General features: G+C 64.1%; 15 protein-coding genes. 2 read left to right on the forward strand and 13 right to left on the reverse strand.

Features of this window, described 5'->3' with window-relative positions:
* Positions 1-67: 67 nt before the first annotated feature.
* Both dinG and rhlB read right to left on the reverse strand, forming a co-directional pair.
* The gene (gene dinG, locus KUV86_RS15520; protein ID WP_222485485.1) at positions 68-2,215 is read right to left on the reverse strand and encodes an ATP-dependent DNA helicase DinG; all 2,148 of its coding nucleotides are present in this window, start codon (positions 2,213-2,215) and stop codon (positions 68-70) included.
* Positions 2,216-2,330: 115 nt separating this feature from the next.
* Complete coding sequence (rhlB, locus tag KUV86_RS15525) at positions 2,331-3,605, reverse strand: ATP-dependent RNA helicase RhlB (RefSeq protein WP_206937487.1); 1,275 nt, start codon at positions 3,603-3,605, stop codon at positions 2,331-2,333.
* 203 nt (positions 3,606-3,808) lie between these two features.
* On the opposite strand from rhlB, the gene KUV86_RS15530 reads away from it, so the two are divergent.
* Both KUV86_RS15530 and xthA read left to right on the forward strand, forming a co-directional pair.
* Complete coding sequence (locus KUV86_RS15530) at positions 3,809-4,066, forward strand: hypothetical protein (protein WP_222485487.1); 258 nt, start codon at positions 3,809-3,811, stop codon at positions 4,064-4,066.
* A complete protein-coding gene (gene xthA, locus KUV86_RS15535; protein ID WP_206937481.1) occupies positions 4,066-4,881 on the forward strand; it encodes an exodeoxyribonuclease III in 816 nt (271 codons plus the stop codon). Before KUV86_RS15530 ends, xthA begins: the two co-directional genes overlap by 1 nt.
* Positions 4,882-4,988: 107 nt before the next feature.
* On the opposite strand, the gene KUV86_RS15540 is transcribed toward xthA, so the two are convergent.
* From KUV86_RS15540 to KUV86_RS15590, 11 genes are all read right to left on the reverse strand, one after another.
* A complete protein-coding gene (locus tag KUV86_RS15540; protein WP_261397668.1) occupies positions 4,989-5,585 on the reverse strand; it encodes an SCO family protein in 597 nt (198 codons plus the stop codon).
* A gap of 141 nt (positions 5,586-5,726) precedes the next feature.
* Complete coding sequence (locus KUV86_RS15545) at positions 5,727-6,164, reverse strand: copper chaperone PCu(A)C (protein ID WP_222485489.1); 438 nt, start codon at positions 6,162-6,164, stop codon at positions 5,727-5,729.
* 67 nt (positions 6,165-6,231) lie between these two features.
* Positions 6,232-6,525 carry a hypothetical protein gene (locus KUV86_RS15550; protein ID WP_261397669.1) on the reverse strand — a complete coding sequence of 98 codons (294 nt, stop codon included), beginning with the start codon at positions 6,523-6,525 and terminating at the stop codon, positions 6,232-6,234.
* Between the two features lie 105 nt (positions 6,526-6,630).
* Positions 6,631-7,785 (reverse strand): hypothetical protein, encoded by a 1,155-nt coding sequence (locus tag KUV86_RS15555; RefSeq protein ID WP_261397670.1) that lies wholly within the window; start codon positions 7,783-7,785, stop codon positions 6,631-6,633.
* A gap of 32 nt (positions 7,786-7,817) precedes the next feature.
* Positions 7,818-8,630: an energy transducer TonB gene (locus KUV86_RS15560; protein ID WP_222163043.1), complete on the reverse strand. Its 813-nt coding sequence runs from the start codon at positions 8,628-8,630 to the stop codon at positions 7,818-7,820.
* Positions 8,627-9,037, reverse strand: coding sequence for an ExbD/TolR family protein (locus KUV86_RS15565; protein WP_206937467.1), 411 nt, complete (start codon positions 9,035-9,037; stop codon positions 8,627-8,629). Before KUV86_RS15565 ends, KUV86_RS15560 begins: the two co-directional genes overlap by 4 nt.
* On the reverse strand, positions 9,030-9,569 hold the full coding sequence (locus KUV86_RS15570; RefSeq protein ID WP_206937464.1) for a MotA/TolQ/ExbB proton channel family protein: 540 nt from the start codon (positions 9,567-9,569) through the stop codon (positions 9,030-9,032). Before KUV86_RS15570 ends, KUV86_RS15565 begins: the two co-directional genes overlap by 8 nt.
* Positions 9,547-11,079, reverse strand: coding sequence for a MotA/TolQ/ExbB proton channel family protein (locus KUV86_RS15575; RefSeq protein ID WP_261389698.1), 1,533 nt, complete (start codon positions 11,077-11,079; stop codon positions 9,547-9,549). The genes KUV86_RS15570 and KUV86_RS15575 overlap by 23 nt, the downstream gene beginning before the upstream one ends.
* Positions 11,079-11,894, reverse strand: a complete 816-nt coding sequence (locus KUV86_RS15580; protein ID WP_242520552.1) for a DUF3450 domain-containing protein — start codon at positions 11,892-11,894, stop codon at positions 11,079-11,081. The genes KUV86_RS15575 and KUV86_RS15580 overlap by 1 nt, the downstream gene beginning before the upstream one ends.
* A gap of 408 nt (positions 11,895-12,302) precedes the next feature.
* The gene (locus KUV86_RS15585; protein WP_206937461.1) at positions 12,303-13,229 is read right to left on the reverse strand and encodes an electron transfer flavoprotein subunit alpha/FixB family protein; all 927 of its coding nucleotides are present in this window, start codon (positions 13,227-13,229) and stop codon (positions 12,303-12,305) included.
* A complete protein-coding gene (locus KUV86_RS15590) occupies positions 13,226-13,978 on the reverse strand; it encodes an electron transfer flavoprotein subunit beta/FixA family protein (protein WP_222163042.1) in 753 nt (250 codons plus the stop codon). Before KUV86_RS15590 ends, KUV86_RS15585 begins: the two co-directional genes overlap by 4 nt.
* Between the last annotated feature and the right edge of the window lie 524 nt (positions 13,979-14,502).

Below are 14,502 nucleotides of genomic sequence, written 5' to 3' on the forward strand. Positions count from 1 at the left end.
ACGAGCCCGCCAATGGCGGGCTCGTTGCGTTGTGCTGACACACCCCATCATTGCCGCCTGAGCCAGCTCAACCTGACTGGCGCACTCCGTCCACCTCGCGCACGAAGGGCGGCAGTGAATCAAGCAGTGCCCGACCATAACGACGGGTCAGCACACGGCGGTCGAGCAGCGTAATCCGGCCACGATCGGCTTCCTTGCGGATCAACCGGCCGCAGGCCTGCACCAGCTTGATCGACGCATCGGGTACGCTGATGCGCATGAACGAATTGCCGCCTTGGCTCTCGATCCACTCGGCCAGGGTCGCGCCTACCGGATCATCAGGCACCGCGAAGGGCAAGCGGGTAATAACCACATGCGTCAGGTAATCCCCGGGCAGATCGATGCCTTCGGCAAAACTTGCCAGACCAAACAGGATGCTGCCTTCGCCGTCGTCGACCCGCTGTCGATGACGGGTGACCAGCTCGCGCTTGGGCAACCGGTCCTGCGCCAGCACCCGCTCGCGACGCTCCCGTGACAGCGCCTTCTCTACCCCGCGCAGCTGTGCACGAGAAGAAAACAGCACCAGCACCGCCTCGCTGGCATCGAGAGCCTCGACGAAGTCAACGATGGCCCGCTCATGCCCTTCACGGTCAGACGGATCCACCGCTTCCTTAGGCACACTCAAGACGGCCCGCGAATAGTCGAACGGACTCGGCAGTCGCTGGTAACGATAACGATTGGCCAGACCGGCACGCTCCTGCAGGCGCTCGAAGCGACCCAGCGCCGTCAATGTCGCCGAGGTCACCACGGCACCGTGGCAGCGCCCCCACAGCGAGCGCGCCAAGGTATGCGCCGCCGACACCGGGCTAGCCGAAAAGATCAGCTCGGGCTCCCCCTGGAAGCGCTCGAGCGTCAGCCAGCGGGCCCTGGGCGGCGCGTCCGCGGGATCCATCTCGGCAAAGGCCTGCCACAGCGCATGGGCTTCCAGCGCCCTGCCGTGCAACAGTGCCAACAGGGGCAGCCAGGCCTCTGCCTGCTCACGCGCCAGCCCCGTGGACTTCTCGGGATCCAGGCTTTCACGCAGGATATCGGTCATCGACTCCAGGTGACGGCAGAGCTCAGCGAAGGGCACGACCAACCCTTCAGCCTGGGCGCGCAAGGCCTCTGGCACGCGCCCCATCTCGAAGCGGTGCTGGGCACCATCCTCTTCGTCGGCCAGGCCGTGAGGACGTTCGGCGAGCTGGTGCCCCAGCGCAAAAACCTCACCCAGTCTTGGCTCAAGGGCATCCATGGCCACCGGCAGCGCCGCCAGCAGCCGCGCCAAGGTGGGCTGCACGCCCAACGCTGTATTGAGCTCTGTCAGCGAACCCTTGAGATTGCGCAGCCAGCGCAAGCCTCCACCCACGCTGAAGCGATGGGTAAAGTGCGAGATGGCCTTGTCCGGCAGATGGTGCCCTTCGTCAAAGACGTAGATGCAGTCCGCTGGATCAGGCAGCACCATGCCGCCCCCGAGCGCCAGGTCCGCCAGCACCAGATCGTGATTGGCGACGATGACATCGGCCTGATCAAGATCGCGCCTAGCGCGAAAGAACGCACAGGCGCCAAAGTGGCCACAACGACGATTGGTGCACTGGCGATGATCTACCGTCAGGCGCCGCCAGTGCGCATCGTCGATGGCTTCACCCCAGCTGTCGCGATCCCCTTCCCAGCGACCGTTGCCGTAGGCGTCGCCCATGGCGGCGACCAGATCCTTGAAGTCGTCGCCACTGGCGCTGTCCAGGCTTTGCTCGAACAGCGACAGCGTGGGGTTGTCCTCTACCCCGTCCATGGCGGCATCAAGCTTGGCCACACAGACATAGCGCCCCCGCCCCTTGGCCAGGGCAAAGTCAAAGGACAGTCCGCTATGGGCCTTCAGCGAAGGAAGATCCTGATGCAGCACTTGCTCCTGCAGCGCCACCGTCGCGGTCGCCAGCACCAGCCGCTTGCCCCGCGCCTTGGCCACCGGCAATGCCGCCAGCAGGTAGGCCAGGGTCTTGCCGGTACCGGTGCCCGCCTCCAGCACGCAGACATGCTCGTCGCTCGTGCGCTTGCCGTCCTCATCCGTTTCGATGGAGGCCAGGGTGCGCGAAATTTCAGCGATCATCAGGCGCTGACCGTAGCGAGGCGTTAGCTCCAACGCCTCCAGCACACGGCGATAAGCGGTCTGAATCTCGCGTTTTAGGGCATCATCCAGCATGGCGGGTCCCGCTATGTTCGGCGATCACGGAGGTCGGGCAGGCATTGCCCACAGACAAGCAGGGCCGGCACTGAGCCGGCCCTGTCACACAGGCAACCCGTTCACCCAGTTGAGCTTAAAGCAGCCCTTCCGGTGGGTGTTCACAAGGCAGCTTGTCACCGATGAAGCGTTCGATCTCGGGCAGCGAGAAGGCATCTTCCTCACCAACAAAACTGATCGAGACGCCCTTGGCTCCCGCACGGCCGGTCCGGCCGATCCGGTGAACGTAGTCCTCGGGATCTTCCGGCAGGGTGTAGTTGATGACGTGGCTGACGTCTTCGATGTGTATCCCTCGCCCGGCGACGTCCGTTGCTACCAGCACCTGGATTTCGCCCTCGCGGAACTGCTCCAGGGTGCGGATGCGCTGGTTCTGGGGCACATCACCAGAGAGCATCGCCACGTTGATATCGGCCTTCTTGAGCAGGTCCTGAAGCTTGCGCACCAGGTCGCGACGATTGCCGAACACCATGACGCGATCAAACGACTCCTGCTGCAACAACTGCACCAGCAGCCGCTGCTTGTCGTCATCGCTGACCATGTAGACGCGTTGATCAATGTTCGCGGCGTTGTCCACGGTCACCGCGATTTCCACGTGGGAAGGCTGATGCGTCCACTGGCTTGCCAGATTGAGGATGTCCTCGGTGAAGGTCGCCGAGAACAGGAACGTCTGGCGCTCTTCGGGCTTGGGGGTGTAGCGAATGATACGCTTCACGTCCGGAATGAAGCCCATCGACAGCATGCGGTCGGCCTCGTCCAGCACCAGCACCTCGACCTGACTCAGATCGATGTCCCGCTTTTGCTGGAAGTCCAGGAGGCGACCAGGCGTCGCGACCAGGATGTCCACGTTGCCTGCCAGACCATCGCGCTGCTTTTGATAATCCATGCCACCAACAACGCTGGTCACCTTGAGTGAGGTGAACCGTGCCAGGGCCTTGGCATCCTTCTCGATCTGCAGCGCCAGCTCACGGGTTGGCGCCACAATCAGCGCGCGCGGGGCGCCAGCCTTCTGACCGTCCGGCGCCTCTTCTTCCAGAAAGTAGGCCAGCATGGAAATCAGGAAGGCGGCCGTCTTGCCGGTCCCGGTCTGCGCCTTGCCGACCACATCCCCACCCAGCAGCGTGTGGGTCAGCGCCTCGGCCTGAATCGGCGTGCAATATTCAAAGCCCAGGGCATGAATGGCACGCATCAGCGGCAGCGGCAGATCGAAGTCATGGAACCGCCACTTGCCCGCCACGGCGGGCACCTGGAACTGGCGCAGGTCCCAGTTGGACTGACGGCGCCGCGGCTTGCGACGGCGACGCTTGGGCTTGCGGCTCTCGGCCGGTGCGGTGGTCTGTTCCGACTCGCTCATAGGCTGTGCTGTGTGTCCGTCTCGGGAGGTGAATGCAAACGGGACACGCAGAGCGGCTGCTCTCATGTCCTGACTCAAGCCGGCCATTGTAACAGCCTCTGGCGGTTTGGGCTTGCCTGATGCGTATTCGTTGCACGACGACGGCTGCCCCGTCAGCCCTCGCCCTGTTAGAATGCGCACATTATAGAGAGGAGCCCCGCGTCATGACACGCCGCAAGAAGACCCGCTCGCTGGCCGACAAGGTGACCATTCGCACCGGTCGGCGCAAGGACTACAAGCAATGGCGCCACGAAAACCCCGACGAAGTGACCTCGTCCCGGCGCTTTTCAGCCAAGAAAAAGCAGCAGCGCAAGAACCAGGCGGCCAAGCGCCTGGAACGTATGCGCGCTGCCCCCAACATCGAGATCCACCCCTCTCGTCCGGACACACCTGACAACGATGCTGGCAAGGGAGATTCCTGATGCGGCTGGTGTCCTTCAACATCAACGGTATTCGCGCCCGCCTGCATCAATTGGAAGCCCTGATTGCGGCCCACCAGCCCGACGTGATTGGGCTGCAGGAGACCAAGGTTCAGGACAGCGAGTTTCCCCGCGAGGCGGTGGAGGCCATGGGCTACCAGGTCTATTTCTTCGGTCAGAAAGGCCACTACGGTGTCGCTCTGCTGACGCGTCAGACGCCAGAGGAAATCCGCTACGGCTTTCCCGATGACAATGAGGACGCTCAGCGGCGCATGATTGGCGCACGCCTGCCATGCGCCGACGGCGAGTCCGTCTGGGTCTACAACGGCTACTTTCCCCAGGGCGAGAGCGTCGACCATCCGACCAAGTTTCCCCACAAGCGCGCGTTCTACGCTCAGCTGCAACAGCTGCTCGACCAGCAGCATTCGCCCGAGCAGCGCCTCGCGGTGATGGGAGATTTCAATATCTCACCCGAAGACATCGATATCGGCATCGGTGAATCCAACCGCAAGCGCTGGCTGCGCGAGGGCAAGACCAGCTTCCAGCCGGTGGAGCGCGAGTGGCTGAGCGGTATCAAGGGATGGGGACTCGTCGACAGCTATCGTCACCTGTACCCCACCGTGGACGATCGCTTCAGCTGGTTCGACTATCGCTCCAAGGGCTTTGATCGTGAGCCCAAGCGCGGCCTGCGAATCGACTATATCCTGACCACCTCAAGCCTCACCGAACGCGCCACCCAGGCCGGCATCGACTATGACCTGCGCGGCATGGAAAAGCCGTCCGATCATGCGCCAGTGTGGACCGAGTTTGACCTGTAGGCAGTACCTGGCGCCGCTGGCGATATCTGTTGCATGACAGAAAAGGGCCGCCCATCGGGCGGCCCTTTTCATGTAGCGGCGTGTATGTAGCGGCTTGCTAGCGCGGGCTAGCCCTGCTGCGCCAGGCGACGAATATCCGCCGCGATGGCCTCTACCGAGTCGCTGTCGCGCATCAACAGCCGAGCATCACCACCGGCATCGAAGGCAAAGATGGCGCTGGAATGATCAACGTCGTAGCTGCCATCCGCCTCTGGCTCCCCCAGTCGATAGCTGACACGATAACGATTGGTGACCTCATCCAAGGCTGCCTTGTCCCCGGTGACGCCGACAAAGCGGGGGCCAAAGGCCTCGGTGTAGGCCTTTAGCACCTCAGGAGTATCGCGCTCGGGATCCACCGAGACGAACAGCACCGTGACATCCTCGCGAACCGTTTCGTCCAGTTCCCGCAGTGCGGCGGACAGGCGCGCCAAGGCGGTCGGGCAGACATCGGGACAATGGGTGAAGCCGAAATAGACGAGCACCGTGTCGCCGGCGACATCCCCTTCATTGATCCCGGCACCACTTTCGCTGACCAGCTCGAAGTCCAACGGCGGCATGGTCTCCGAAATGTCCGTGCCACGCCAATTGGCATCCTCGCAGCCCGCGAGCGCAAGCCACCCTAGCCCAAGACACACCCCCAAGGCGCGCTTCCCAAACGACGTCATCCTACCCCCATGCCTAGCATCATTACGTCATCACCACGTCATAACTACATCATAACTACGTCATAACCCAGGCGACGGCGGGCCACCACCGCTGGAACTTGCTTGCGTGGCAACCCAGAGCCCGTGCGATGACCCGAGGTGTCAGAGCGCTGCCGGAGACACCACTTCGAAGGTGGCCGCGACGTCTCCCCCACCTTCCAGCAACAGCGTCACGTCGACATCGTCTCCGACGTTGAGGGTCGCCTGGGGCTGCATAAACATCAGATGGTAGCCTTGCGGCGCAAACTCTCGCGTCTCGCCCGGCCCCACCTCGAAGCGCTCGACACCGTGCATCATGGCCATGCCGTCCTGTTCCATGCTCATGTGCAGTTCCACCGATTTGTAGGCATCGGTCTCGGCGCCTACCACGGCGACAGCCGCTTCGCCCGGATTGTGCAGCTGGAAGTAGCCGGCGCCAGGCCTGTCTCCAGGCAGCACGCGAAGACGCGCGTCACTGATCTCCAGCTCAGCGGCGACGACAGGGGTAGCCAGCAACAGGCCAGCCAGACCAAGAAACACAGCAGCAGACATGAAACGCATAGGAGAACTCCAGACGATGGGCAGAGACAGCATCAGGGCTGACACCTGGGAAGCACTGCATCGCCTGTCAGCAGAGCGCTGACAGACCACAATGCGTGTTGAAACGACGAGAATTGACGTCTAGCTCAACGTCCCCTGTCGTGGTGTCCATGTAGAAGGACGCAAACCCTTGCTCGGGTGACAGGCGATAGGAGCCGCATAGACCGTAGCCATAGCGTACTTCCTGCAACTGAGCCAGCTCGATGGAAGAGGAAGTGCCCAGCGCCGAGGCCAAGGCACGCCGAGCGTCGTCATCGAGGCGACTGTCCGACAGCGCCTGGGAGCCAAAGATCGCCGCCGCCAGCACGATAATCGCAGCCATTGGAACAACGACCAGTAATAAAGGGCTTCGAAGTGTTTTCATGCGCAAAGTCTACGGTTGAACGCTGATCGTCGACAACCCAATCGCGCTGCGGGCGGCGATCGCTCAGCTGTCTGTGCCGCCCATGTCAGAGCCTTCGTCCGCTGGTGGAGTCTCCTCGGAAAGTGCCGCCAACCAAGACGTTGCGTCGGTTTCTCCCTTTTCGAGCGCTCGCTTCAGCGCCCCTACCGCGACGGACTCCTGCCCCCAGGCTGCGGCAATCTGTCCCAAGCGCAGCCAGTCGCTACCCCGGTCATGGTCGCTGGCCAATGCCTGCCAGGCGGCCAGGGCACGCTGGCGATCGCGGGCACGAAACCAGGCTTCGGCCAGTTGGCGCTGACGGCTCTCGGTGGCCTCGAGCACACCTTGCTCAATGGCGATGGCCAGCAGCTCAGCCGCGCGGGCGGGCGTACCTGCCGCCAGGTGCAATTGGATGCGCTGCTCCAGGTCATCACTTCCGGATAGCGCACCATGGCGCCAGCCAGACTCCCACAATGCAGCAGCCCGCTGCGGCTGTCCCAGACGCTGAGCCATGGCCGCCGCGCGCCGCCAGCCTTCGCTATTGGCGGGGTGATCAGCCAAGGCAGCCTCCAGGTCCGCCAATGCCTGATCCAGCCGGCCGCTGCGCTGCATGACGGCGCCGGCGAACTGCCGGCGTTCAGCCGTCGGGTCGGCATCCTGCTGCCTGGCCCGCTCGACCCAGTCTGCGGCCTCGTCCCACGCTTCCTGCTCGGCGGCCAGTTCGGCCATCAGCCACAGTGCATCGCTGTCCTGATGGCGTTGGAGCCAGTCCTCGAGCAGCACCGCCGCGCGAGACGACTGGCCTGCCTGGATGCGCAGTTCGGCTTCCTGGCGCTGCCAGCGGTCACGCTGCTGCGCCTCTATTCCGTCGAGTTCCCGTGCTGCGGCAAGATGTTCTGCGGCCTGCTGATGCCGCCCCTGGGCGGACTCGGCACCTGCCGCAAGCTGCAGGTACAAGGCAGCCGCCCAGCGATCCGCCGCATTGCCGGCACTGAGCCGCTGAGCCTGGCTTTCGGCCTTGTCCTCAACCGCAGATGGATCATCTGCAAGTTGCTGCTCGAGCCCCTTGAGATCGGCAATGATGCCCCCTGACAGGGTCGGTGCGGCTAGCGCGGTCGACGCTGCAACAGGCAGCGCTGCCCCCACTGCAATGGACAGCAACCTGCGCAGGGCTCGTCCCGCCAGCGGTGTTGTCGACATGGCTACCTCGCTTGCTGGTTTCATCACCGGCGTTACCTCAACTGGAACTCGAGACGCTGGCGCGCCCGGCGCAGGCCGGAGGCTGTCTCGAACTGCCAGCCTGCAATGGCTTGCCGTGCGGCGTCCTCAAACACTCTTCGTGGACTGGCATCGACCACCTGAATGCTGCCGCGATCGACGCTGCCGTCGGAACGAATAATGAACTGCATGACCACGTAACCTTCGAGTCCCCGACGCTGCGCCCGACGCGGATACTCCGGCGGCACCTTGCGCGTGGCACGGGCTGACGTCCCCACATCGACCGGCTCATTGGACGCGGGCGCTGCTGCCCCGGCCCCCGCGCTGGCGGCACTGCCGCTGCCGCTGGACGCCTGGGTGGGCGCAGGCGAAGGCGAAGGTGCCGGGGTCGCCACCGGCTGCGGTGTCGGCTCGGGGCGAGGTTGGGGCTCAGGCTGAGGCTCTGGTCGCGGCTCTGGTCGCGGCTGCGGCTTGGGCTCCGGCGGCGTTTCTGTCAGCTCCGGCAAGCGACTGTCCAGGGTCTGGACCTCCCGCTTGGGCGGCACCACTTCCGGGTCCGGCAAGCGTATTTCGCTGACTGCCGATTGCGCCGGTGCAGGTGGCGCTGGTGCGGCCTGCACCGGGGGCGGCGGCGGTGGCGCTGCCGACGATGCCGCTGATGACTCCGCCGGCGCCTCTGCCTGGGGTGCCACCGGCTCGGCCAGCGACAGCGTGATCTCTTCTCTCAGCTCAGGCTCCGACTCCGGCGGCAACACCAGGAGTGCCAGCAGCGCAAACAGTGCCAGCGTCAACAGGCCTCCCGCGATCAGGGCTCCCACTCGCCTCATGCGTCGGAGCTCCTCTCCGCCGCTACCGCGACCTTGTCCACGCCAGCATCACGCAAACGGTCCATGGTCTCGATCAGCACACCGGTCGCCGCGTTACGATCCGCCTGTATCACCACGGAACCGTCATCAGACAGCATGCCGGCCACTGTCGTGCCTACACGGTGAATATCCACGGGCTGCCCATCGACCCAGAGGGCTCCCTCCGGAGTAATGGCCACCAGCACCTGCACGTCAGGCCTTGCCGACGCGGCCGATGACTCTGGCCTTTCGATCTCGACACCACTCTCCTTGATGAAGCTGGTGGTGACGATGAAGAAGATCAGCATGATGAAGACCACATCCAGCATGGGGGTCAGATTGACCTCGCTGGATTCTTCGGCGCCGGCGGACAGTCGACGTCTACGCATGTGCGTCCTCCGCGGCACGGGCCAGGCGATCATGCAACCGCTGATCCTCGCGCCGGATGATATGTTCGAGTCGTGTGATAAACAGCAGGCCAACCACGGACACCGCCATGCCGGTCAACGTCGGGAGCGTCGCTCTCGCCACCCCATCCGCCATGGCTCGGGCCTGATTGCTGTCCGCCAGGGACAGGCTGTCGAACACCGTGATCATGCCGGTCACCGTGCCAAGAAGGCCCAGCAACGGGCAGATCACCACCAGCAGCTTGAGCCAGGGAAGCGGTCCACGCAGACGCCGAATCAACTCCGTCACCCAGGTCTCACGCAGGGTGCGAGCGCTCCAGCTGACATGATCATGACGTTCTACCCAGCGCCGCATCAGTGCGGCCCGCGCGGGGCGATAGTGAAAGCGGAAAAACCACCAGCGCTCGAGCCCGACCGAAAACAGCAGCATGGCGACCACGGCGATACCCACCAGCACTGGCCCACCGGCGTCGACTAGCCAATAAAGGGGCTCAAGCCAGGGGTGAGTCGGCATGCTGCCTGCTTCCTTGCTGCTGTGTGGAGGTCCCACTCACCGGCGCCGCGCGAGTTTCCAGACGGTCAGCCAACACGGCACTGGCCTTTCCTTCCATCGTGCCGATCAGCGAGCGTGAACGTGACGACAGCGCAGTGTGGGCAAACAGCAGAGGCACCGCAGTGATCAAGCCCAGCACGGTGGTCACCAGCGCCTGGCTGATCCCCCCCGCCATCAGCTGAGGATCTCCAGTACCAAACACCGTGATTGACTGGAACGTCACGATCATGCCCGTCACCGTACCCAGCAGGCCGAGCAACGGGGCCACCGCCGCCAGCATCTTGACCAGCGCTTGGCCGCGCTCCAGGCGAGGTTGTTCCGCCAGCAGACACTCGTCCAGGCGCGCCTCCAGCGCCTCCGGCGCATGATCTGCACCAAAGGCGTGGAAACGGGACAGCACGCGCCCGAGCGGGTTGTCGGAGCGCAGGCTTTCCATGCTGGAGAGCTGACGTCGAGTCGTCACGCTGACCCTCAGCAGATAGAGGTACTGGCCAACCGCTACCAGCAGCCCCAGCACACCAAGCGCCACGACCACATAGCCGACCGCTCCGCCCTGGTGGAAGCGCTCAACCAGGCTGGGCTGACGCGACAGTGCCTCGACAACGCGACCGTCAGCAGGGTCGACGGGCAGGTTGGCGGACTCCCCGGCCTGGTAGGCGGTCAGTGCTTTACGCACCGCCGTCGGCGTGTGCTCCACCGCCGCCAGGCGACCCTCTTCGCCAACCCGTTCCAGCAGCTCGCCCTGAGAAAATGCCATCAGATCACCCACCCGGGTCACCGGACGACTGGCGACCTCGCCATTGGATGCCGCCACCGGCGCTTCTATCTGACGCACCTTGGCAGTCTCTGCGGTCATGCCCATCAGGCTATCGGCAAGCGCCTCGATATGCTGGACGGTGAGAATCGCCTCATCGTCGAGACGCGGCGGCAACGCTGTCTCGGCACCTAACGTCAGCCAGCTCTGGCCCAGCTCATCTCGTAGCTCGCCAGTGGCACCTGCCACTGCGGAAAATACCGCGGTCAAGTCTCCTCCCTCGGCGTCTCGCGCGGCGGAGATCTCGTCCAACGCAGCGCGAGTCTCGGCCATGTCGGACTCCAGCCGCTCACGTTCGGCGCGGGCGGCGTCGCGGCGCTGCTGCGCGTCCGCAAGAGCGGCGGCAAGCGCCTCGCTGTCATCTACGAGCCCAGCCAGGCGCTCTCGATCACGTGCCTCTGCGGCCTCACGCTCTAGCTTGAACGTGGCGAGCGGCAGCTCGCCGACTTGCGTCTGTTCACTATTCTGCTGCGCCTGGCCATTATCCTGCTGTGCTTGCTCATTATTCTGCTGCGCAGTCGCCGCCAGCGAGACGGTCGACAACAGCGCCGCCACCAACGCTGTGCGGCACCATGCCATGGACGGGCGGGACACGACTCCCCCCGCATTGCGGGTGTGGGCGTCGCCATGACGAGAGCCATTCATCGGAGAGAACATCAGTTGGCCTCCTCGCCTAATTGTGACAGGGGAAGTTCGAGCAAGTCCGGGGCACGCTGATCACGAACAATCTGCATGCCCTTCTCGACCTGATCGCGCTGCGCGGCGCTCAAAGGCTGCCACTCGCCCTGCTGCCACACGCCGCCCTCATGGCCGTCAGGCGTCAGGTAGTACCAGCCGACCCGCCCCAGGCGCAGATAGTCCACCTCGCGACGACTATCCGCCTGCTCAAGGGTGCCGCGCCATGCATCCAGCTCGCGCCCATAGGCCAATTCGGCCTGCCAGGCCGCGACCACCCGCTCCAGCTTTTCAGCGCTAGACAGCTGTGGACTCGACAGACTGTTCTCGAGTGATGTCACCCGGGCGCTACGCTCGCTGTGCAGAAAGGGAATGTCTTGCTCTACCCATCGGTCCAGACGCTCGGTCATCTCGCTGAGCACACCCGGCAAGGCTTCTCTGGTCGCCGACATGGTGGCCATGCCCGCCCGGCGCTCGTCCAGGGTAGTGGCCAACCGCTCGAGCTGGGGCGCCAGCGAATCGTTGTAAGCCGCCAGACGCTCCGCTTCCTGTTCGGCCTGACGCAGCTCGGCGATGCGTTCGCGAACCGTTTCGTCGGCAGCGTCGATACGTTGCTGCAGTTCGGCCTGAGTGCGCTGCGCCTCCAAGGCCTCACCATCGCCACTGGCCTGCTCTGACTGCGCCCATGCTGCCCCACTCACGCCGAGCCCCACCATCAACGCCACTGCGCTGACCGCCGCTCGCCCTGAGCTTGCCGTGCCGACATTGAGCCATGCCCGCAGATCTGTCTTCGCCATTCCTCGGCCTCCGCCATACCGTCTCGCCCGCCGCATCCCGGTCGGATCGACGTGCCGCGTCAAATGCAGAGACAGTACCCGAAACACGAATAGTTATCAATGCGAGACAAGGACATACCCCGCTTCCCCCTGTCCAGATGCCTCTCCCACCCAGGGCCGTCGGCGCATCAATCGCCGAACGCCATCCCCTGGAGTTGCGGTGCTGCACAGCCTAGGCCGAGCCTGCAGACATCCGGCACGCCTCCAGGAGCGCTGCCGGCTGTCCTGTCGTCCCCGCAGGAGCCTCGGGTATAGCAGGCCACGCGATCTGCCCCCCTGCTGAGCCCGTCCCCTGCTGCGGCGCCAGCGCCAAAAAAAACGCCGCGGCCCAATGGCCGCGGCGTCTTACCAGGCGCATAGAAAGTGCGCTTACAGCTTGCTGTCGAGCTCCGGAATCGCTTCGAACAGATCCGCCACCAAACCGTAGTCAGCGACCTGGAAGATGGGGGCTTCCTCATCCTTGTTGATCGCCACAATGACCTTGGAATCCTTCATCCCCGCCAGGTGCTGAATGGCGCCACTGATGCCTACGGCAATGTACAGATCCGGTGCGACAATCTTGCCGGTCTGGCCGACCTGCATGTCGTTGGGGACAAAGCCCGCATCCACGGCCGCACGCGAGGCACCGATGGCAGCACCCAGCTTGTCGGCAACGCTATCGAGAATCTTGAAGTTCTCGCCGCTTCCCATACCGCGGCCGCCGGAGACGACCACTCGTGCGGCACCCAGCTCGGGACGGTCGCTCTTGGCCAGCTCCTCGCCGACAAAGCTTGAAAGTGCGTTATCGACAGCGGCGTCGACTGCTTCCACGCTGGCACTGCCTTCCTGCGCCACGGCGTCGAAGGCGGTGGAACGAACGGTAATCACCTTCAGCGCGTCGCCGCTCTGGACGGTCGCGATCGCGTTGCCTGCGTAGATCGGGCGCTTGAAGGTATCGGCGCTTTCCACCGCGATAATCTCGGAGATCTGCGCAACGTCCTTCAATGCCGCCAAGCGTGGCAGCACGTTCTTGCCGGTGGTGGAGGCCGCCGCCAGAACGTGACTGTAATCATCCGCCAGGGAGACCAACAGGTCCGCCAGAGGCTCGGCCAGCTGATGGGCAAAGACCTCGCTGTCGGCTACCCGCACCCGCGCCACGCCGTCCAGCTTGGCCGCTGCCTCGGCAATACTGCCCAGATCCTGACCCGCCACCAGCACGTCGATGTCGCCACCGATGGCCTGAGCAGCAGCAACCACGTGGGCGGTGGCGTCAGCCAGCTGACCGTCATGATGTTCTGCGAGAACCAGGATGCTCATGCAATCACCTTCGCTTCGTTCTTCAGTTTGTCGACCAGCTCATCCACGGAGCCTACCTTGACACCGCCCTGGCGCTCGGCCGGCGGCTCGACCTTGACCAGGGTAAGCCCGCTGGCCACCTCGACTCCGAGCTCTGCCGGGGTCAGCACGTCCAGGGGCTTCTTCTTCGCCTTCATGATGTCAGGCAACTTGGCGTAGCGCGGCTCGTTCAGGCGCAGGTCGGTCGTCACGACGGCCGGCAGCTTGAGCGCCACGGTCTGCAGTCCGCCGTCAATCTCGCGCACCACCTTCAGTGTCTCGCCGTCCACTTCCACCGCGGACGCGAAGGTACCCTGAGGCATGCCCGTCAGGGCCGCCAGCATCTGGCCGGTCTGGTTGTTGTCGGAATCGATGGCCTGCTTGCCGAGAATCACCAGCTGCGGCGCCTCCTTCTCGACCACCTTGGCCAGCGCCTTGGCGGCGCCCAGGGATTCCACTCGCTCGTCGCTCTCGACGTGAATGGCACGGTCAGCTCCTAACGCCAAGGCGGTGCGAAGCTGCTCCTGGGCCGCCTTGGGACCAACGGTCACCGCCACGACTTCGGTCGCTACGCCCTGCTCCTTGAGTCGGACGGCCTCTTCCACGGCGATTTCGCAGAAAGGATTCATGGCCATCTTGACGTTGGTCAGGTCCACATCACTGCCGTCCGGCTTGACGCGAATCTTGACGTTGTAATCAATGACGCGTTTGACCGCGACGAGTACTTTCATGTCGTCCTCACTTGGTTCACTGGGGAACCCTGAATAAAAGGAAGGAATCCTCAAGAAAACGCTGGCACGGTGTGTCGCCCCCGACGGAGCCGCCACGCTCGCCGACATACAGCACGGCCGAGCACCGGGCGCTGCCCTGACCCCGACGCCGCTGGGGCACTCCCCGCTACCGACGCTTCCTCTGCACACTTGAGCGCTACACCGGCAAGCCGACTATCTATCGACTCACCCTTCGACGTCTTGCATCAAGCCGCCGATTCAAGAACATTTCGCTATGCACTCATGGAGTTAGCGCATAACGCAACACCCTGGGCAGCATCCGCTACCTGCCTGACACAGCGCTGCCAGGTCCTCTCCCACCGTCGTCGTGGCCCACCAACAACCTCGCTCCAACGCGCCAACGCCTTTCATTCCGGCGTCTGCGTGGACTCGGCCCCGAGGTCGCGGCGCTTCACGCAAGCGTTTGATAGGGCCTGCAGCGGCTCCTTCAATGTGCCACAGCCCGGCCGTGCGCAACAATCCCC

The organism is Halomonas sp. DP8Y7-3, from assembly GCF_019801675.1.
GTDB lineage: Bacteria > Pseudomonadota > Gammaproteobacteria > Pseudomonadales > Halomonadaceae > Halomonas > Halomonas litopenaei_A.